Origin of the sequence: Syntrophobotulus glycolicus DSM 8271, assembly GCF_000190635.1 — a bacterium.
GTDB classification, from domain to species: Bacteria; Bacillota; Desulfitobacteriia; order Desulfitobacteriales; family Syntrophobotulaceae; genus Syntrophobotulus; species Syntrophobotulus glycolicus.
This window is the reverse complement of record NC_015172.1, coordinates 367,923-386,922: the sequence shown is the minus strand read 5'-3', so window position 1 is coordinate 386,922 and position 19,000 is coordinate 367,923. Positions and strand designations below refer to the sequence as shown.

The 19,000-nt window shown below is 44.5% G+C and carries 22 protein-coding genes; 5 read left to right on the top strand and 17 right to left on the bottom strand.

Going from position 1 to position 19,000, the window contains the following annotated elements:
- Positions 1–392 precede the first annotated feature (392 nt).
- Complete coding sequence (locus SGLY_RS16930) at positions 393–1,865, top strand: class I SAM-dependent methyltransferase (protein ID WP_013623611.1); 1,473 nt, start codon at positions 393–395, stop codon at positions 1,863–1,865.
- Here SGLY_RS16930 and SGLY_RS18030 read toward each other — a convergent pair.
- From SGLY_RS18030 to SGLY_RS01950, 4 genes are read right to left on the bottom strand one after another with little or no spacing between them, the layout of a single operon-like run.
- Entirely contained in the window at positions 1,838–2,008 is a 171-nt protein-coding gene (locus SGLY_RS18030) for a hypothetical protein (protein WP_169312002.1), read from the bottom strand. The two genes, SGLY_RS16930 and SGLY_RS18030, sit on opposite strands and share 28 nt — an antisense overlap.
- Before the next feature lie 2 nt (positions 2,009–2,010).
- A complete protein-coding gene (locus SGLY_RS01960) occupies positions 2,011–2,412 on the bottom strand; it encodes a hypothetical protein (RefSeq protein WP_013623610.1) in 402 nt (133 codons plus the stop codon).
- 18 nt (positions 2,413–2,430) lie between these two features.
- Positions 2,431–4,509: a heavy metal translocating P-type ATPase gene (locus tag SGLY_RS01955; RefSeq protein ID WP_013623609.1), complete on the bottom strand. Its 2,079-nt coding sequence runs from the start codon at positions 4,507–4,509 to the stop codon at positions 2,431–2,433.
- 23 nt (positions 4,510–4,532) lie between these two features.
- Complete coding sequence (locus tag SGLY_RS01950; RefSeq protein WP_013623608.1) at positions 4,533–4,775, bottom strand: DUF6110 family protein; 243 nt, start codon at positions 4,773–4,775, stop codon at positions 4,533–4,535.
- 243 nt (positions 4,776–5,018) lie between these two features.
- On the opposite strand from SGLY_RS01950, the gene SGLY_RS01945 reads away from it, so the two are divergent.
- Positions 5,019–5,225: a DUF3006 domain-containing protein gene (locus SGLY_RS01945; RefSeq protein ID WP_013623607.1), complete on the top strand. Its 207-nt coding sequence runs from the start codon at positions 5,019–5,021 to the stop codon at positions 5,223–5,225.
- Positions 5,226–5,235: 10 nt separating this feature from the next.
- Positions 5,236–6,435: a ComEC/Rec2 family competence protein gene (locus tag SGLY_RS01940; RefSeq protein WP_013623606.1), complete on the top strand. Its 1,200-nt coding sequence runs from the start codon at positions 5,236–5,238 to the stop codon at positions 6,433–6,435.
- A 314-nt stretch (positions 6,436–6,749) separates the two neighbouring features.
- On the opposite strand, the gene SGLY_RS17350 is transcribed toward SGLY_RS01940, so the two are convergent.
- Positions 6,750–7,427 (bottom strand): helix-turn-helix domain-containing protein, encoded by a 678-nt coding sequence (locus SGLY_RS17350; RefSeq protein ID WP_013623605.1) that lies wholly within the window; start codon positions 7,425–7,427, stop codon positions 6,750–6,752.
- 130 nt (positions 7,428–7,557) lie between these two features.
- On the opposite strand from SGLY_RS17350, the gene SGLY_RS01930 reads away from it, so the two are divergent.
- Positions 7,558–7,785, top strand: coding sequence for a hypothetical protein (locus SGLY_RS01930; RefSeq protein ID WP_013623604.1), 228 nt, complete (start codon positions 7,558–7,560; stop codon positions 7,783–7,785).
- Between the two features lie 310 nt (positions 7,786–8,095).
- Here the strand turns inward: SGLY_RS01930 and SGLY_RS01920 are convergent, their stop codons facing one another.
- Genes SGLY_RS01920 through SGLY_RS01875 form a run of 10 tightly spaced genes read right to left on the bottom strand, consistent with a single transcriptional unit; the run spans position 8,096 to position 15,415 of the window.
- Complete coding sequence (locus SGLY_RS01920) at positions 8,096–8,419, bottom strand: hypothetical protein (protein WP_148228051.1); 324 nt, start codon at positions 8,417–8,419, stop codon at positions 8,096–8,098.
- Positions 8,420–8,431: 12 nt separating this feature from the next.
- A complete protein-coding gene (locus tag SGLY_RS01915; protein ID WP_013623601.1) occupies positions 8,432–8,704 on the bottom strand; it encodes a hypothetical protein in 273 nt (90 codons plus the stop codon).
- Positions 8,704–9,462 (bottom strand): peptidoglycan recognition protein family protein, encoded by a 759-nt coding sequence (locus SGLY_RS01910; protein WP_013623600.1) that lies wholly within the window; start codon positions 9,460–9,462, stop codon positions 8,704–8,706. Before SGLY_RS01910 ends, SGLY_RS01915 begins: the two co-directional genes overlap by 1 nt.
- Before the next feature lie 18 nt (positions 9,463–9,480).
- Entirely contained in the window at positions 9,481–9,777 is a 297-nt protein-coding gene (locus SGLY_RS01905) for a hypothetical protein (protein ID WP_013623599.1), read from the bottom strand.
- Positions 9,778–9,797: 20 nt separating this feature from the next.
- A complete protein-coding gene (locus SGLY_RS01900) occupies positions 9,798–11,549 on the bottom strand; it encodes a LamG domain-containing protein (protein ID WP_013623598.1) in 1,752 nt (583 codons plus the stop codon).
- Positions 11,515–11,781 carry a hypothetical protein gene (locus tag SGLY_RS01895; protein ID WP_013623597.1) on the bottom strand — a complete coding sequence of 89 codons (267 nt, stop codon included), beginning with the start codon at positions 11,779–11,781 and terminating at the stop codon, positions 11,515–11,517. Before SGLY_RS01895 ends, SGLY_RS01900 begins: the two co-directional genes overlap by 35 nt.
- Positions 11,782–11,783: 2 nt before the next feature.
- Positions 11,784–12,083: a hypothetical protein gene (locus SGLY_RS01890; RefSeq protein ID WP_013623596.1), complete on the bottom strand. Its 300-nt coding sequence runs from the start codon at positions 12,081–12,083 to the stop codon at positions 11,784–11,786.
- 33 nt (positions 12,084–12,116) lie between these two features.
- Entirely contained in the window at positions 12,117–13,385 is a 1,269-nt protein-coding gene (locus SGLY_RS01885) for a hypothetical protein (RefSeq protein ID WP_013623595.1), read from the bottom strand.
- A 2-nt stretch (positions 13,386–13,387) separates the two neighbouring features.
- Positions 13,388–13,786 (bottom strand): hypothetical protein, encoded by a 399-nt coding sequence (locus SGLY_RS01880; protein WP_013623594.1) that lies wholly within the window; start codon positions 13,784–13,786, stop codon positions 13,388–13,390.
- Positions 13,787–15,415 (bottom strand): hypothetical protein, encoded by a 1,629-nt coding sequence (locus SGLY_RS01875; protein ID WP_013623593.1) that lies wholly within the window; start codon positions 15,413–15,415, stop codon positions 13,787–13,789.
- Between the two features lie 72 nt (positions 15,416–15,487).
- Here SGLY_RS01875 and SGLY_RS01870 point away from each other — a divergent pair, with 72 nt between their 5' ends.
- Positions 15,488–15,685, top strand: coding sequence for a hypothetical protein (locus tag SGLY_RS01870; RefSeq protein WP_013623592.1), 198 nt, complete (start codon positions 15,488–15,490; stop codon positions 15,683–15,685).
- 122 nt (positions 15,686–15,807) lie between these two features.
- Here the strand turns inward: SGLY_RS01870 and SGLY_RS01865 are convergent, their stop codons facing one another.
- Entirely contained in the window at positions 15,808–16,152 is a 345-nt protein-coding gene (locus SGLY_RS01865) for a DUF6711 family protein (RefSeq protein ID WP_013623590.1), read from the bottom strand.
- A 17-nt stretch (positions 16,153–16,169) separates the two neighbouring features.
- Positions 16,170–18,716 carry a phage tail tape measure protein gene (locus SGLY_RS01860; RefSeq protein ID WP_013623589.1) on the bottom strand — a complete coding sequence of 849 codons (2,547 nt, stop codon included), beginning with the start codon at positions 18,714–18,716 and terminating at the stop codon, positions 16,170–16,172.
- Positions 18,717–19,000: the final 284 nt, after the last annotated feature.

The following is a 19,000-nucleotide window of genomic DNA, read 5'->3' as shown; positions in this document are numbered from 1 at the left end:
TATTTAATTATAAAACCTAAATAGCAAAAAATCACCTATTTACTTATTTTTTCTAAAAATTTATCGAAAATATTTTCGAAAATTATAAAATTATTGAAGAGATTTTCCGGCATATCATTTTGGTTATCACGCTGTTTCACCCCCGCTCATCATAAAAGAATCTATCCAGCTATCTAAAAATGCTCCAAGACTGGTACTTTATTCCCATAAATTGATTTATCCTTTTGATCAATTGATTTTTTTCTCTCTCTTCTCAACATATTGTCATCAAAACGCTAATAAAAATAATTGTATTTGACAAATAAGAAAAAAATACAATATTGGAAACAAAAGGAGGATATTGGCGCAAAATTGGAGAATTATTAATAAAATGATCTATGGGGGGGATTTAGATGGACCCTGTTTACCAAGTTCTGACGGATAAACTAAAACAATTGAAAGTTTCAGGAATTGTCATCAACCCTTGGCTGGCTGTACATAGTTCAAAGTGTTTTACTCCTCATGTTCTCGAATTTCTCAGAATTGAAGCGGACAATCTAGCCGGCCTGATTCTCTCGGATGCCCAGAAAATGCAATACTTTAATTACTTGCCTAATCCCGCTAATTTCCCTAAAGCAGCTCTATGTGAAACTTTTATGTCAACCGCAGTATTCATTGCCCATGAGAAAACGGGCGACCTGTTTGTGGATGAAGATATTGCCAGAGAAGCCATTCTCAGAGTCATTGGTTACTGCAATACTCACGGCATAAGCAACCTTCTTCATTTATATCAGATCACCACAATCTATGACAATCTTAATGCTCTGGTCTATTACAACGGTATCCCTGAACAAATATTTATCAGCGGAGACTGGCATCGCCCCTGGGCAAAACATTTCCTAAATGATGATCTGAAAATGGGTGTATTCACCGGTTTGATGGAGGTCGTCGACCAGAATGGAGAGCGCTGTGTCCAAATCACGCCAAAAGGAACGGAAAACCTTCAGCTCATCCGTCAGATGCTGGAAGCAGCCGGTTATTTTGCTGAACGGATGTCTTTGCAACATATTTCCCAGTTTAACAGGTTAGAGGAATACGAAAAACTTGCGGAAGAAATCTTTCCTGAATTCATGCAATTAAGAAAACGGTTAATTGATTTTACGGGAATAAGGGCGGGAATGAAAGTTCTGGAATTGGGCAGTGGTACAGGACTTCTTACCTTTGAGGCTGGATTGGCGGATCGGATAGGCTTGAATGGGAAACTGGTCTGTATTGATCCTTCCGCAAAGATGATTAACCGGGCAAGGGCCAAACTTGAGGCCGAAGAAAAAAATTGGGTGGAGCTTGGTGTTGGGGTCGCCGAAGAGCTTCCTTTTGAAGATGATCGTTTTGACGCTGTTATCGGTTGTGCTTTTTTACATTTTACCAATCGCGAAACCGCTCTTAGAGAAATGCGCAGAGTAACCCGCTCCGGAGGAATCATTGGCTCTTTCCACCCCTTAGCCTGTGCGTTCAATAGCTTCCCGTTTTTCTCCGAATGGTTTGCCCGAATATTTGAATTAGCCTCTAAACGCCGGGAGCAGCCTAAAAACTTCCTGTTCGGCCCAGAAGAATGTCTTGCGTCTTTCACAGAGACTGGGCTCATTAAGATCGAGCATCAGGAGCCTTTTTCTCCCATGGTCTTTCGAGACCCGGACAAAGTAATCAAACATATTATTCATGGTCTTGGACTGTACCAAGAGGAATTGGCCAATCTTCCGTGGAAAGCCCGTGAAGAGATTATGAACGGGTTAAAAGAACGGGGTATATCGATTTGCCGGAAGTATTCGGAAGAAGAACGTATTATTTATCAGCCGGTTCAGTTTATCAAAGGGATTGTGCCATAAGCCGATGCTATCATCAGCAGAACATCTATAAAAAAGCCTGCAAAACTTAACTGTTTGCAGGTTTTTTCAGCTAAAAATTTTCCATCAGGTAAACTGCATATTTCAAGAATATCTTCCATTACAGCAGTAATGGTGACTAACACGTTCAAGCTCTCTCATTGTCCTCTTCGTCTTCATCGTGTGAACTTATGTAATGCTTGAGCGCACCGACTATTTCCACTACCGTATTGACAAAAGATACACCGCTGACAGCTCTTTCATTCAGGGCGGCAGCTGTCTCAGCGAGATTGGTACCCAGACAATTGAGCGTCGTACCAATTGCATTGACCTGCTCCTGCGTTGATTTGGCAAGATTGCTGGTGTTTTTAATCGCCTCAGGCAAAAATTCCGCCGACTTGGTCAGTGAATCGGAGTTTTTCTCTATGAGCGTCCTGGTGCTTTTGACCAAAATATTGATATTCTTCAAGGTCATGGCGGCATAAATTCCTACCACAGTGACTACGATAACAATCATCAATAAAAGAAAATCAGCAATGGAAACATACATTTTTTACACCTTGAACTCTCATTTTATTAATTTTCGCGAACTGTTCAGACTTACCCCCAAGGTAGACAGATTATGCAGCAATGCCCCTGTTCCCGGTGTTGTTACGCCCGTTAAGCCCAGAGCCAGGATAAATGTATTGAAGGACATGATAAAGGTATAATTATCTTTAATCTTCTTCATGGATTTTCGGCTTAATTCCCGCAAATACACCAAGTCATCCAGTTTGGAATCGAGCAGGATAATATCAGATACCTCTCTGGCAATGTCCGAGCTGTCTTTCATTGCTACTCCGACACTGGCCGCCGTCAAAGCGGGAGAATCATTTACGCCATCTCCGACCATAATCACCGAATGTCCGGCCTCAACCAATGAGCGAATATAGTCGGCCTTGTCTTCCGGCAATACCTGTGCCCGATATTCATCAAGCTTCAGACCGGCAGCAACTGCCTCCGCCGCTTGATGGCTGTCTCCTGTCAGCATGATTATTTTTTTTACGCCCAAGCCTTTAAGTCGGTGAACTACTTCCTTGGCTTCCGGACGCAAAGGGTCATTGATGCAAAACATTCCTGCCAGCTGATTGCCAATAGCCAGATACAGGACCGAATAGGCTCCGCTTTCCTTATCGATTAAAGCCTTTTGCTCAGGTGTTGGAATAACCTTTTCATCATCAAAGATAAAATGCGCGCTTCCAATCAAAACACTTCTTCCGTTTAAGCGTGAAGAAATCCCATGTGCTACCACATATTCCACTTCAGAGTGTTCCTCCTGGTGACAAAGTCCTTCCTCCGTCGCCTGACGTACAACCGCCCGAGCCATACTGTGCGGGAAATGTTCTTCCAGGCAGGCTGCTGTTTTTAAAACATTTTCTCTTGTCTGCCCGGCAAAAGGAATAACTTTCTCTACCTTTGGCTCGGCAACAGTCAGGGTTCCCGTTTTATCGAAAACAATCGTGTCCGCATTGGCAAAAGCTTCAAGGAACTTTCCCCCTTTAACCATGATTCGGTGCCTGGACGCTTCGCTCATCGCCGAAAGAATGGCCAGCGGGGTTGAAAGCTTGATGGCACACGAATAATCTACCAGCAAAATGGAGATCGCCTTGATCGGATTTCTGGTCAGAAGATAAATCAGACCGGAGGCCAGGAAACTGTATTTGACAATTGAGTCCGCCAACTTTTCCGTACGGCTTTGCAATCCTGCTTTCAGATGTTCTGAATTCTCAACCATGTTGAGAATTTTATGAATACGGGTCTCCTTATCAACAGCGTCCGCGCGGATCACAATAGAACCTTCCTCTACAAGAGTTCCATTGTAAACCATATTGCCTTCCTTCCGTTGAATTGGCAGCGCTTCACCGGTCATCGCAGCCTGGTTGATCATCGCTTCTCCACTGATGATTTGTCCGTCGACAGGAATCATCCCACCGGTACGAACCACCACATGATCCCCTGCCATAAGCAAGGACATGGGAATAAGCATTTCCGCCCCATCTTTTTCAACCCAGACCTTATCGATATGGATAGCCAAACTGGTCGCCAGATTATCCTTATATTTCTTCTTCGTCCAATCTTCCAGCAACTCGCTAATTGACAGCAAAAACATAATAGATCCGGCCGTACCATAGGAACGACGTCCGATAGTCACTCCGATCGCCGCCGCATCCAGAACGGCTACATCTATTTTCTGTTTAATCAACAGGCTTTCTAACCCTTTAAGGATAAATTTAGAGGAATCGATGATTCGTAAGACATTACTGATGGGAGCAGGGATAATATAATGTTTAAGTAAAAACCGCCTGACGATGTGCAAGAGTCCTTTTTTAAAGTCGGCATTCCGTTTTTGGACCATCACATACTCTTCCCCCAGATCGGGTAAAGAATCCCGTTTGAGAGCCGTTACCGCATCCAGAATTCCGGCACGTGCATCCCCCTCATATTCGAGCAGAATACTCCCCGTACTGGAGGTTGCTACAGCCTTGTTTACTCCCGCCAGCAACTTTAAATAGACCTCGATCTTTTCCCCCTCTTCCTGTGAAAAAGCGAACTTACCGCTATTTAAGCGCAGACGTCCAGGAAGTTCGTGGGCAATTTTATAGCGCATAGTTCCCCCTTAGTCCGAAACAATTATTCCGATGCCAGGTCTGCATCTTTAGCTTTCACGCGGATTTCACTGACGAGATCCTCGGCTTCCTCCTTGATGGACAGTGCGGCAGCCTGAACTTCATCCTTAAACCGGAGTCCCTTGGCCAGGGTCTTTACCCCAATTTTTCTGGCTTTTTTGCTCTTGAGAAACTTCAACGCCACTAAAGAAGCAACTGCACCACCCGTAAAAAACACCAAATTCTTTTTGTCTACATTGATTTTCATTATATTTTCCTCTCTTTCCTAAATAATGCTATTTAACAAAATGGTAACATATCTTTTTTCCTATTAAAAGAAAATAATTTTGAAAAATGAATTAATTTGTAAAACAAAGGGGTTTAGACCATTCCGGGGAAATGACGAACTGCTTGCATCTGTATTTGTTTTGTTTCGTCTTCTAAAGGATTAAGGAGAAATATAGAGAATTAACAAGTATAAAATCATTAATAATCGAAAATGAGGTGAAATATGTACATCATTGATCGTTTTGAAGGTGAATGGGCGGTTATAACGACAAATGACCGCAAAACCTTTCATCTTCCGAAGGCCCTTTTCCCCGCAGCCAAGGAAGGTGATGTTATTCAGATTAAAGTGATTGTTGATCAGGCCGCCACAGTTCAGCGCAAAGATCGCGCTAAAAAACTCTTTGATCATTTTTTTGATGAGGAAGAATAGGAAGGAAAAAATGGATTTTTTTAATAAAAACCCTTGGCTATTCTGGGTATTATTATTTGTGCTGCCGCCAGTGGGTTTATTTTTTATGTTCAGGACAAAAAAGTTCAATAAACCTCTGCAAGCCGCCCTAACCGTTGCCTTTGGCTTTCTCTTTCTCGTCCAGTTAAGCGTTGCCTTCGGTGATACATCTCCGAGTGCAAGCACACCAACTGCCGCCTCCCCTTCGAGCGCGCCCGCAGCCCAAGCAGCAGGGTCTTTAAGCGTTCATTTCATTGACGTTGGCCAGGCAGATTCCACTCTGGTTCAATCCCCTTCCAGCGTAATTCTGATTGACGGCGGTAACAACGAGGACGGTCCTAAGGTCGTTGCCTATCTTAAAGCCCAAGGAGTCACCGAGTTAGCAGCGATTATCGCTACTCACCCTCACGAGGATCATATTGGCGGGCTGGATACTGTAATCAAGGCTTTTCCGCCTAGGGTTGTTTACCTGCCGAACGCGACTACTACAACACAGACTTTTAATGACTTTATATCCGCAGTCTCTGCATCCGGGGCAAAACGCGTAGAGGCTAAAGCCGGTACACGACTTGATGTCTCTGGAATAACCGGAACCTTTCTTGCTCCAACCGGTTCGAATTATGATGATCTAAATCATTACAGTGCCGTACTAAAAATCACTTACCATAATACTTCGTTTTTATTTACCGGAGATGCCGAATCAAATTCCGAGAATGAAATGCTGAAAAATGGGAACCTGCAAGCAACTGTCCTAAAGGTCGGCCACCACGGAAGTGACTCTTCTACCACACCGGCATTTTTGAAGGCCGTTTCTCCCAAATATGCAGCAATATCCTGTGGAAAAGATAACAGTTACGGACACCCCCATGACGCCACATTAAACGCGTTGTCCGATGCCGGTATTGAGGTTTTCCGTACTGATCTGTCAGGAACGATTGTCGCAACCAGTGATGGAAAAACGATTACTTTCGACAAAAAAGCTTCTCCCGTAAAAGAAAACGCTCCTCCAGCCCCGGTTGCAAAGACTCCAAGCAGCAACAAATCAGATGTAACGGTATATGTCACTGATACCGGACATCAATACCATCGCGACGGTTGCCGGCATCTGTCCAAAAGCAAAATAGAAACCACTCTTTCTAAAGCGAAATCATCCGGATACGGCCCTTGTTCTATTTGTAAGCCTCCTCAGTGATTTAAAAAATTAAAAAACCTTCAGAATACATTCTCTGAAGGTTTTAACTTTCTTTGGTTGCGGGGGCCAGCAACAAGCTGTGTTTAAATTTATAATCCCTCGCGTAGCGTAAGCCTACTATTTAATTCTTTTCCTATTTATAATAACGTCACTGTGGGTGGCAATAAATAGACAATGCCCCGCGCACTTTAAAACAAAAAAGCAGAACCCCGGCCATTTACGAACCGGGTTTCTGCTTATCAAGATTTCTATGATTATCGACACCCCACTATAATATATGTCTTGCCCGGAGAAGTGTGACAAGCACCTCGGTGCTATTTTTTCTCCTGCCACTTATAGACTATCCCGCCATTATCGCTACATGCCTTAATCAGATCACCCAACTTCTCTGTTACTTCCCCAACTCTTACATCTTCAGGACAGCCTAATACGCCAATAAACTTAATTCCATTTGTTTCTTTGAAAATACCACTTAATAAATTTTCTGCATAATATTCTAATCGTTTCTTTACTGTCTCAACAGTGGGGGCAGTAGCACCGGCGCCGTCAAGGAATATGAAAAAATAGGCATCCTCTACCCTCTTAGCTTTGCAATACATCACAAACTGTGTCATTTCCCCAATGTGGACTTTCCTATCTCCCGTAGATGAGTGTTCTATTATAACAAGCTTGTTTTTTTGTTCGTCGGTAAACACAAGGTCGGGAGAATAACGATCGATAGAATCACTCCTAAACTTCTCTATTCTTTTCATACCTTCAATTTTGAAATTAGCCTTAAAGGTAGCATCCTTTCCTCGTTTATTCACAAGCAATTCGCCAACCTCTATGTCTAGATAAGTACAAAGCTTATCAAGGAGATCCTGCGGGTAGTGTTTCGTATCATTATTGTACATCCTACGCACAGTTTCAAACCTGTATTCTATGTCACCTGCCACTTTACGAATAGACAATCCTTTTTTATCTATGATTTCTTTTAGCTTTGATTTGACCATGATATCACCTCAAATCAATTATAAATATACTCTAAAAAAGTGTCAATATCCTATTGACTCCATTAAGGAGTCATGTTAATATGTGCTTACCGACACTAATCAAGAGGCAAACATAAAGGAGGATATAAATATGTATTACAAAATCACTGTTGATAACGGGCATTTCCCGCTGGTCCGAGATTGCTCCACAGCACATGAAGCATTTGGATGTATCGAGGAACTCTCAACCGGATTACTTCACAATCTGCCCTTTGACATGGACGGAATAATGGAAAATCTCATGAGGATGAAAAATAACGATCTAAGTAAGACTAGGGTTCATGGGTACACAATCGAAAGAATGGAAGGTGAAATCTAAAATGGCAAAAATCTGTTTCAAGGCTAGGGTAAACCTTTCCAGTGGATACGCTCCAGTAAAGTACATCACCAGGACAATTGAAATGGAACTCCCTAAAGATCGGTACGGGTTTATTCTTTTCAATGAACTGCACAAGCCTTTGCGCGAATATTTTTCAAAAAATATCGTTTCTAAGATTCCCGAAAGAGTGTCTGGTTTTAATATTCTTTGGTATCAGGTTAAGTGACTCCCCACCTGCTGCCTCAGGCGTTGCCTGTTCTAACAAAAAAAGCCCGAGGACATTACATCCCCGGGCTTTGTCGTGCTATGACTACTCCGTTTTTACTGCTGCTGTCGCGGTACTGGTAGCACTCGATACAAGCCAACCGCTTTTTTTATTCAGTTTTTCAACCACTTCATCAATGAGATTACTTACAGTATCGGTGACACTTACCCCGGCGGCTTCTAAGTATGCAATGACTTTTGCTTTCTTTTCCGCACCCAGGCCAGATCCCTGGACGGCCTCCTCTGCTTTTTGACAAAGGTCAGCAATTGTTTTCAGGAGCTGCTCTTTTTTCGTCTTCAAAAGCCATGCGCCAATCCCGCACACCAGCGCTAAAATGAAATAAACGGCGACTTCCTGCAATGTTTCCAACATAATTCCTCCTTAATATTTTTCCTCCCTTTGGGCTTCTGTTGTATTTTGGGCCGGCCAATCTGTATTTTTGCTGATATTTTCAAACAAGGCTTTTACCGCATAGCCCAAAAATACAGCAATAAGATTTATTACAACTTTCTCGGATAAAGACTCAGCGATTTCTTCTTTCCCAATGTAGGCGAGATAGTAACTGCACCATACCCAGGCCACACTATTAAATATTAAAATGGTCACAATCCTATGCGTATAAGATTGTGACCATTTTTGTGAGAACCATTTCATTATATCGCCTTCAAATGCTTTCCTACTTTCTCGGCAGTTTCAAACCAATTGTCACCACCGAGCAGCACTTCGCCGCTATGTCCAATACTGGTGCCACCGACGATAAATAAGGTTTTTACCTTTTCACTTATTTCTGGAGCCTTATGGGTGTCTTCATCCCTAATAAATATAGCGCATTCCATTTTGTATTTTCTGCATAATCTTAAGGCGATAGGAAAATCGTCGCCTGAATAAAGTAAAATCCCGTATTCCACTTTCTTTTTATCCTCTCCGTTATAAATTTCGATTACTTTTTTGACATACTTTTCGTAGGGAAAATTCTTCCCTGGGCAGGCGGTGGCGTAATCGTCGCTGTGCCTGCGGATAGTCGATGTGGACGGCACAATATTAAGTTCTTTACACAGCTCCGCGCAAAACTTTGTTGACGCCGCAAATTGGACGTCCGGCATTGTACCCGTTTCGAAGTTCCCGACATGCGACAGGCCGTAGGCTTTCTGGTTCATCGTGTATCCGCTGCCGTCGGGAGCCTTCCCTGGGTTATGTGCACCGGACCATTTAAGACTGCGGCCAGTAGCGCAACTCCCATCCGAATTGGTTATTTTCGGGATTGTGCCGTCGGGAAATACGACGGCGTTATAACCGATATCTCCCCAGCCATTATTCTTCATATGCTCATTTCTGATCACGCCCAGGCTTGCTTCGTTCCCGGCTGTGTGGTGCAGGTCAATGTACTTAATACTGCATGGCCTTGTTTCCATTAGTCATCAGCTCCTCTCTTAAAATAATTTACCTATCATCCCGCCGATTGCGGCAGCTATAATAAGCTGTATAATTTGCCCGACGATACTTTCCCAGCGTTTCCCGGGCTTCGCCTCAATCCCCCGAAGCCGGTCTTCGTGGTCATCTATTTCTGCATTATGCCGGCGTTGGATCTCCGTAAGGACAACAATAGCCTCCTGGACATCTTTGATTTCAGCATCATGCTTCAGGAGCTTCGTTTTATCGTTACTAAGATAATTGTCTAGAGCTTTATGCCGTTCTTCGCATACGGCTTGAGATACCGATGTTTCCAATATTCAGCCCCCTTTTTCTATCAAAATATCCCCTGCTCAACTGTCCGCATTCTTGGTCGGATCAGCGCCACTGTAGCCGCATATGGCACAGCAGGATATGTCAGATACTCATCAAGCATCTGGCTGTCAGTTGGACTGTCATTTGTGATATGCACCTCATCTATCATGCTACCCCATGCATATGCCGGTTGCCCGACGCTTGAACAGCCAAGCATGATGGTGTTGGCGAATCCGGTCGGCAGATTAGGATTTGCTAGTGTACCCACAACCACTCCATCAATATAAAATTTCAACTCTGTCGCTGACCATTTCGCCGCAAAATGATGCCAGCCGTTCGGCGTGACAGTATCCAAAATAGCGATACTTGACGCTGTATTCGCGTCATTAAATGTTTGTAATTGCCAGTTTGCGGCTGACGCAGAGTGTTGTATCAATATTCCATTCCCGCCGCTGGTTCGAGGAATATATAATAATTTTGTCCAGTTGCTTGTGATTTGTCTTTTAGAGGCAGAGTTGATATATGTCCACATGCGAATACTGCCTTGTATGGGAGTTAGTCCCGCCGGAGTAGGAAGAGTATACAATTCAGTTGACCGAGTTCCTTCAACAAAGTTTGTGGCATATCCCTTTTGTTCGACTTGGGGCATGGAAACATACACGGAGCCCGTCCCCCCATCAGGGGCGGGGAAGATGCGAGGCATAAAGGTAATGTTTCCGGTGCCGTTATTTACTAAGGTACAACTTACTTTATACCAGCCGTCCCCCGCTTCTGCCACAGACATGCCATCGCCCTCTCCTATAACTCCGGTTGTTAGGTTTAGCCTTGCGTACGCCTGCACACTTGTGCTGCCCCCCAGCAAAATTACAGATATACCGCAAACATCTACGTCGTGCCTTTTCACAAAAGATGAAAACGTTCTGGGCAAGGAATCATTTGGTATCGTTACGCTCTGCCGGAGATGACTGTTTTCATTTGTTTTCGTGTCCTGTATCAGCCAGGCTCTATTGCTGCCAAAAGGATCTAAGTATCCTCCTGTGCACACAGGCCGGTATGGCTCTATTGCCCAAGCCGGCGCGTTGAGATCCAAGGGAGACTGGATTAGATTCGTTGTGTTTTCTTCAATCCAGACAGGATTTGCCGGTTGGACGAGAGGGCCGCCGTTCGCCTCCGCAAACTTAATATCACATTCTTCTTTGCTCGGTTCTTTGCCAACGCCAAACGCGGCGGTTAAATCAATCAGAATTGCTTTTGTAATCTGAAATGACTCCGATGGCGTAACGGCGTTATCTTGTATCATGAGAGAAGCAGTCCCGCCCGTTATTTTATGCGTCAAGCTTGCAAACTGAAAATCACCAGTGCCAGTTATCGGTACAACAGCGCTCCCATAACTGACACTGTAAACTTGAAATCTAATCGTATTATACCCTGGCGGAGCCTTAACATAGGCTCTTGCGTAATATATGTGATCAACAATATTTAGCGCTCCAGTTTTAGAAATACCACCAAATTGATCATTGGCCTTGAAGCTCTGTACTCCATTTTCAAAGGAGGCACTCTCCATCTTAGTCGGCATAAAATCACCGGCAACACTATCACTATTTAGGTCTCTCAAAAACGTACCATCGACTAAATTTTTGGTCAACACTTGATTTTCTACCCTCGGTGTATGTTGCGGGAATATCCTGCCAGCTTGATTAAATCCCGATCCAGCACGTTCAAACCTAGCAGGATAGCTGCTAGGCTTCCGGATTTTCTTCGTTAATAGGTTCATCAGGAATCACCTCCGGCACAAGGTCGATAGGAAGTTCAAGAGTGGAGATCTCCGGAAAGTTCCGGCGCAAATCAGGAAGGAAGATGTTCTCAGCGTATTGTCTTGCTGTCGTTTCTTCCGTTGTGCCGATCTTAGTGTGACCGGCCAGGATTAGGGTATCGTCATCCTCGTATATCTCAACATCAACATCAGAGCCATGGCCGTTTACAGTGACCTTTATTTCATACCTCATGATTACGCCTCCCTTATCCGTACTTCGTTGTTGGCGCTTGCTACAAAATATACCGGCGTCTGTTCGACGCCAAAAGCTTGACTGTCGCCCGGCTGAATCGGCATACCAGTGTTAACTGTCACGCTTGCAGGACCCCAGTAGACCGGCAGGGTACCAATGTTGCAAACTTCCATATACTCTCGTCCTGCAAGTCTTTGCGCACCGGCAAAGATTTCTGCTGCTGTGGTGCCGACGGTTTTAGATCCGACGACGGGAGCTTTATTGATGCTAGCGATGCTGCCAGCTAGTTTGACCCAGTTCATTCCAGTGTTCCTCCTTAACTTATTGGCGTTAAATTATGAAAATATTTGGCCGCCCTCCGAGGCTTCGTTTGTTGCCCCGGTAACTTCATTATTGCCCATCATGACAATTGAACCCCCACAATCTATAAATGGCTTAGTGCCTAGCGTACCAAAGCAACCCTTGACAGACACAGTTGATCCGCCTTCAACTATTATTCCGGTATTGTTAGTCGTCTGAAAATGAATGTTCTCTAAAATTGCCGATCCAATATTACCCAAAAACAAATGAGTTCCGGGTGTCCCCCCTGTGGAACAGTAGGTCTGTTGGGTTATACTAACAGTACCAACACTGTTTAAATAGATGCAGGACCCAAAGCGCCCGGTAAAATATGCGGGGCCCCTGGAGCGAAACATTTGCGATCCCTCGAGCGAAACGGCATAGGTTCTATTAGAGGGAGCAGTGACTGTACAATCGGACAGTATAACGCTAGCATTGCCGGTAATACTAGCGTTTATAGTCCACTCATAGCTAAACTCAACTATTTGGTTGTACATGCCAGACAAATTTATTTCTCCATCTGCAGCGTTTAGCACAGGCACTGATGTAGCGCCTCGACCGGAGAACCATATATACGTAGACTGAATACTTGACAACGGCACCGATAACGAATACGTACCAGCGGCAAATTCTATGCCAACTTTATTCGTGATATAGGAGCTGGCTACGGCAATCGCTTTATTAATAGTTTTTAGTGCCGTACCTGCTGTAAGTCCTGTATTGCTATCATTCCCTGTTGCTGCATTAACATAAAGGCGTAACTCGTCGACTGCTTTTACCGATGCCCCTCCGCCTTGCAGGACAAAGAATCCTGTAGTGGCGTTATAACGGTACGTGTACACCCCGTTATTTTTCATGTCGACATCTTCCCCACTTGCCGTTTTGAGTGCCTTCGCACCGAGGCCGTTCCAGTTAATCGTACTGGCCCCGGTACTGTCGGCGCTCGCTTTTAAAACGAGACCTACAAAATCGGTATAAGAGTTTAAAGCGGGAGTGGAGCTAAATGTGTAGGCGTTCCCGTTTCTAGTAATCGTGCCTGTAGCTGGCTGCTTGATATAGTCAGCAAGGTGCGTATCAAGAGCGCTATGAGCATCAGCAATCCCCTGCTCGATGTGATTCATGTTGTTAGCAACGATAGGCGTCCCAGGCTCGATGATCGCTCCCTCTGCCGGGGTTAGGGTAACGGTTTCATCCATATTTTCAACTAATTCATATGTTCTAGGACGCTCAACCTCTCTGTTTTTCCATTCCAACGGTGCGTACAATTTTAAATCCCTTCCTCTCCGCAAAAATACATTCCGCAATACGTCAGGTTCCGCATGCTTTCCTGGTAAAAAGCATACAACAAGGCCAGATTGTTCTCCAACCGTATTGCGTCTTGATAACTAAAAGGGGTGTTCGCCGCCCAGTTCAATTTATTTTCCTGCCACCCAGGAGGGATATACCGTTCGCCCAGAGCGCCGATATTTTCCTCTATCCGGTTCAGGCTGTCTGCAAACTCAATACTTGCCCTATCCCGGTTAGTTACAGTCACAAGAGACGGTATTGCATCAAACGCAGCAACCATATCGGCCACAACTTCTGTATTGTTTTCCACTCTGTTCAGATCCTCGAAATTGTAGTAGTCGGTAGGCCGCCAGTCTGTTTTAGGGGTTATCCACGCCACTTACACCCCTCCCTTAGTTTCCGTTTTTCCAACCAAGTAACCCTGAAAATTGTATTCCTGCTTGATGATTCGAGAGGCTTTTTTCATGCCAAAGTTATCCTCTACCAATACCGTATCCCCGCATTCCAAACAAGGATTCTGGCGCCAGTTGATACTATATAGGGCCCGCAGATTGCTTTCGGCTAAAATCCATCCAGCGACATCAGCGGCCTGAGCTTCGGACTGAATCAAAGGATTATCTAGCTTTAGTGAGGTTCCTTCACTTATGCCGGCATTAAAATAGACGAATTCTTGTCTTTCACTCCCGGAATAAACCACAACGGTAAGGGACTTGACCAGGCTGTCTAATTTGATCTGCGGGATTTCGTAGGCATTATCAAAGTCAATATTCCTGAGCCCATAGTCGGCGATTACGCTCGGAAATGTCATTCCGCAAAACATGTCTTCTCCGGCGTAATTCACATAAGCAGTACGCTCGTCAAGATTTTCAAAACGGCGGATAGTTGAAATGCCTTGCCTGTCTTGATATACCGCACATTTTCCTGCTATACCTACACATTGCAGAGCTTTCCGTCTAGATATTTTTTCTGGAAAGCCCCCCGTGGGAATAGCTTGCAGTGCAGGGTCGATATAATACTCCATGACGCCAGCTCCTAGCAGGATATCTTCAGCGAGGGCATAAAGGTTAGTCGTTACCGCCGGAACATATTCCCGCTGATCGAGTAACTCAATGATATTCCGGGCTGTAAATGTTGCCGTCAGAGCGCCTTCATCACTCTGCCAGTCAGTCAAATAGTATTTTTTGAAATCGGTATATTCAAAAAGACCCTCAAATATTTCTACACCGAGACTTAGGGAAATTTCTTGTCTCTCCTTAAAAAAACGGTAAAATCCTTCAGGATTTAAGATGTTAAATTCTTTGTCACTGTTATCTACCGTAAATCTAAGCTCGTTTATCGGGATTGTATCTCCTATTACCGCCATTTCTTCAATCAAGTTTAGGCTGATGAGCTTATCCCCCTCATAGTTCTTAATCACACCAAAGTCAATTTCTGTTATCCTGGCTCTCCGGTATGGATTCGTCCACTTTTTGATTGTAATAACGATTTTCCCGTAATTGTCTAGGCCATGGATCAGTGCGTAAACTGTTTTGGTATTCCCGGTTACCGCTTGATGGTTTACCGGGCTGTCGTCTGCCCGGTAAATGTCAATATCGAAGTCGGCAGCGTACTCATTAGCCAAGACATCAAAGGTGATGGTCAGTCCCATGCTGTTGTGCTCTCCGGCAAAGACAAATTCTATGACCTGATAGGGATCAAATACCCCGTCACTTCCGCAGATAGCCCCGCTCCACCAGCTTAATTCGCTATTGTCTTCTCCCAGTACCGGCGGGATATAAAAACTACCGTCAAGCTTCCAGTAGTCCTGTTCAAAGGTAGCATACCGGTTTGTCATTGTCCGGACCTTATTGGCAAGTTGGCTTTTCCGGCTTATGGGTGCTTCGCCTGTGACCGTGATGGTATTGTCCTCATAGGCCTCATTATCAAGTATTTCAAAGGTTACTTTCGCCGCTGTTTTCCGGATAGGCGCGTATATCGCTTCTTTAAATTGATCTGAGACTGTGATCATGACCAGACACCTCCTTTCCATATAAAAAATTAGCCTCCTCTGGTACAATATGGTAAGGAAGGAGGTGTTGCAATGTTAACTAATGAACAAAGAGCCCACGATATAACCTTATCAATCTTACAAAGTTTCAAAAATGAAATCCTGCGGGAATATGCTAATAAAGCAAATTCCACAAATTTAGAAGTCCATTTTGATTACTACACACAATATAAAAACATCTATGATACGACGCTGAAGGCAGTTAATCGTGATTTTTCTTCAGAACGGTAGAAAGAGTTTCACCGTCAATCTCTAAAATAATTTTTTCCGGCCGCTTTTGAACTTGCCCTTCAAGAGCGGCCATTTTCTTTTCCATGGCTTCTATTCTTTTTTCTAAGTCCATTTGTCTAAACCTACCTTTCAATCAGGTTAAATTTAATTCCCTTCCAGGACATACGGCCGTTTTTATACCGCAGTCCTCCAGCGCTACGGTCCCCGCAGTAAAAAGTTCCTGTCTTTATTGCGTTATCCTGAGGATCAACATATTCTACCGTAAAAAACACGGGAGCAACTAAGTTTAATACTTGACTTAATTGCTCCCTGGTTAATAAACCAAAGGCCAATTCTATTTTTCGCTTTGTAGCAATACGCTCAATGATTACAGTCCCATTGGCGTTTCTTTCTGCTTTAGAGATATCCATGATAGATACAATGTAGTCGGTAAGAGCCGGCAGCTCTATGCTATTTATTTTTATCATTTTCCCCCTCTCCTCTCTTAAATCGGTTTAATAATTGCCGATCCCTTACGCTGATCTTCTCTCGCCAGGTATGGCTTTATAATCCTGGCAAATGTAGCCCCGTCAACCTGGATTACGATGTCGCCACCTTGATTTGACGTATTCCTCTGAACCATCTGCATGACTGCCAGGACTGCGTCCCCCACTGCACTAGCGATCATATCAGTGAGATCATCAAGGGGAGCAACTACCTCGCGGCCTCCCGGGTTGTCGCCGATCATAGCCAGCATCGGGCCGCTCGTAATGCCGCCGGTGGCGAGGCGGGGGATACTGATCTCTCTTACCGGTCTTATATTTATTCCGTATGCTTTCCCTGTTATTGGATTTTCAAAGCTTAAGGTATTCAGGGCGCTAATAATTTTATTAATCCCTTTAATAAATCCGTTTACAAACCCCTCAGCGAGCCCAATCAGGAAATTGATTGCCCCTTTGAAGTTGTTCTTTAATGGAGTTAGTACGTTTTGATTAAACCAGCCTGAAGCAACACCCCATATTTTTGTTATTTCAGTCCAAACAGCGGCTGCGGCGGCTTTGACTTTATCCCAATGAGTGACAAGCAATACTATAATTGCGATTAGCGCTGCAATTGCCAGTAGAACCAGTCCGATTGGAGAGGTAAGAAAGGCGACAGCGGCACCAAAGGCGGCTGTGAGTCCTGTACCGATAGCACAAATCACATTCCAGGTACCCATTGCAAATGTCATAGCTCCTTGAGCAATTACCGAAGCCCCCATAGCTATTTTGTTAGCAATCATTGCGAAGGTGTTTGCTGCCCATTTACCTGTCGAAAAAGCGATTGCCTTCGCTGCTGCGCCAATAGATACTACGAAATCCTTTGCATAAAGGCCAGTGAGAGCAACAGTCTCCCACTTATTTGCAATTTGGGCTATTGTTGCACCCTTTATGGCATCTTTGATAATTTTAAAGGCTCCCGCTACCCCGCCACTCATCTGAATGAATGCTAAAAGTTCAGTGCCCTTCCATGCTGCAAAAAATAAACCGACCGTTACGGTCATTCCCTGAACTAAGCCTTCATTCTCACTAATCCAATCGCTTACACCTTTAAGAGCACCGGCTAAGGCTTCTAGTGAGGCAACAATCAGTCCACCGGTCCATTCAGCTATAGGCCTTAGGAAGTTTTCAAACAGCCATAGCGCCAATGGTGTTAGCGCCTCAATGACAGCGGAAAGAACTTTTAATGCCCCAGACAGTACGTCTAAGAATGCCGGAAGCGCGTCCTCTATCGTCCACTCCGCCAGCGGGACAAAAATATTCAGATAAGCCCATTCCAGGCCAGCGAAGAGTGCTGCTGTTATTGGCCTGATTGCTTCTTTTAGCCGATCGAAAGCAGCATTGAGATTATCAAGCTTGATCGACTGCAGGGGCTCCAGAATCCTCATGAAAGTATCAACCGCCGTTTGGACTGCTGGACTGACGGTCATATCAGCGCCTAGCTCTCCGCTGAGACCAGCGTCTGTATCAACGCCACCGAAAGACGTATCTTCAATGCCATTAGCAGCGGCTCCCATTCCAGCGGCGGTATCTTCCGCGAGGACATTTAGCTCATCGAAACTTGCCAGGGACCCCTTTGCAGCTTTTCCTGCCTTCTCAGTTGCTTTAGCTAGGCTATTTTCAGCCTTTGCACCAGCAGCAGCCGTCTTTGCCACTTGCTCCTGCGCTTTTACTTGCTTCCCAAAAAGAGCCGCAGTCACCTGGGCAAAGACATTAGCAAGCCGTGTAAGCCCGGCTATTATAGCATTGATAGAAGGAAGTACCGCCTGCGCTAGTGGAATTATCGCATTTCCCACGGCTACTTTGAGATTATTGAAATTAAAGCCGAGCTTTAGGATTTGCCCGGAATAGCTATCTGCTACTTTTGCGGCATCGCCGATCTGATACTTAGATTCTTCCAGTATGCCCGTGACTTCTGCCTGTATCTTTTGCTGCTGTGAGAGATTGGCGGCTGTGGTACCGATAGACTTGGCGTATTCATCCCACATCCGAGCTACATTTTTTGTAACCCCAGCGTTGTCGACCAAAATTGAATTTTCGTTTTTCAATCCTTCGGTAGCAGTTTCTACCGCTTCGCCCAGGCTATAACTGGCCTGCCTGCCAAAGCTAGCGCTATCTTTTAAGGCAACAAGGACTTGCTGGATCTGGGTATCAGTATATTTACGCGATGCAAGATTCTTATAAGCAGTTATCGCATCCGTTGCCGGTATTAAACCGTCTGAAATGTAGTCATTGATGAATTGCTGAGCCTTAGCAAAGCTCCGGCCCTGACCCTCCATGATGCTCTGGAGTCCCATCATGGCATTAGACAAGTCTGTCGCGGCCTTAACTGATTCCTTGCTAAAATCAATTATTGCTTTAACACCGAATGTAAGACCGACAGCGCCGGCCAATTTTCCTAATGATGAAGCTATGCCAGCTAACCCACCGGAAATCTGCTTCATTCCTGTATTAAAACCTTTTGTATCTACCCTGGTATCAATCCTGATACTACCGTCATAACCTGCTGCCAATGATTTCACCTCCCGTTATGAGAAAGCAATAATCATCGGCACTCAGGCACTACTTGATTATTTTTGTTTCATTCAGTTTAATCTCAAATATCTTTTTACACGTTCGGCCTTTGCATTTCACAAATACGCCTTTGCAAATAGCCTCCTTGGCGTGTTCAATGGGCATTTCGTACCCACAATAAGGGCATTTTATTTTTTTGATGTTATCACCCGCCCTATTTTGAGCAATAGAAAAAGCACCCTCTCAATGAGAATGCTTTGCATGTAATATTCGAGACCGCTTG

Coding starts and splice junctions, on each gene's coding strand:
- SGLY_RS01950 (WP_013623608.1), bottom strand. CDS start 4,775: ATGAAAATCAATGTAGACAAAAAGAATTTGGTGTTTTTTACGGGTGGT.
- SGLY_RS01910 (WP_013623600.1), bottom strand. CDS start 9,462: ATGGAAACAAGGCCATGCAGTATTAAGTACATTGACCTGCACCACACA.
- SGLY_RS16930 (WP_013623611.1), top strand. CDS start 393: ATGGACCCTGTTTACCAAGTTCTGACGGATAAACTAAAACAATTGAAA.
- SGLY_RS01865 (WP_013623590.1), bottom strand. CDS start 16,152: ATGATAAAAATAAATAGCATAGAGCTGCCGGCTCTTACCGACTACATT.
- SGLY_RS01955 (WP_013623609.1), bottom strand. CDS start 4,509: ATGCGCTATAAAATTGCCCACGAACTTCCTGGACGTCTGCGCTTAAAT.
- SGLY_RS01945 (WP_013623607.1), top strand. CDS start 5,019: ATGTACATCATTGATCGTTTTGAAGGTGAATGGGCGGTTATAACGACA.
- SGLY_RS01875 (WP_013623593.1), bottom strand. CDS start 15,415: ATGATCACAGTCTCAGATCAATTTAAAGAAGCGATATACGCGCCTATC.
- SGLY_RS01940 (WP_013623606.1), top strand. CDS start 5,236: ATGGATTTTTTTAATAAAAACCCTTGGCTATTCTGGGTATTATTATTT.
- SGLY_RS01870 (WP_013623592.1), top strand. CDS start 15,488: ATGTTAACTAATGAACAAAGAGCCCACGATATAACCTTATCAATCTTA.
- SGLY_RS01900 (WP_013623598.1), bottom strand. CDS start 11,549: ATGAACCTATTAACGAAGAAAATCCGGAAGCCTAGCAGCTATCCTGCT.
- SGLY_RS01930 (WP_013623604.1), top strand. CDS start 7,558: ATGTATTACAAAATCACTGTTGATAACGGGCATTTCCCGCTGGTCCGA.
- SGLY_RS01890 (WP_013623596.1), bottom strand. CDS start 12,083: ATGAACTGGGTCAAACTAGCTGGCAGCATCGCTAGCATCAATAAAGCT.
- SGLY_RS01915 (WP_013623601.1), bottom strand. CDS start 8,704: ATGAAATGGTTCTCACAAAAATGGTCACAATCTTATACGCATAGGATT.
- SGLY_RS01960 (WP_013623610.1), bottom strand. CDS start 2,412: ATGTATGTTTCCATTGCTGATTTTCTTTTATTGATGATTGTTATCGTA.
- SGLY_RS01895 (WP_013623597.1), bottom strand. CDS start 11,781: ATGAGGTATGAAATAAAGGTCACTGTAAACGGCCATGGCTCTGATGTT.
- SGLY_RS17350 (WP_013623605.1), bottom strand. CDS start 7,427: ATGGTCAAATCAAAGCTAAAAGAAATCATAGATAAAAAAGGATTGTCT.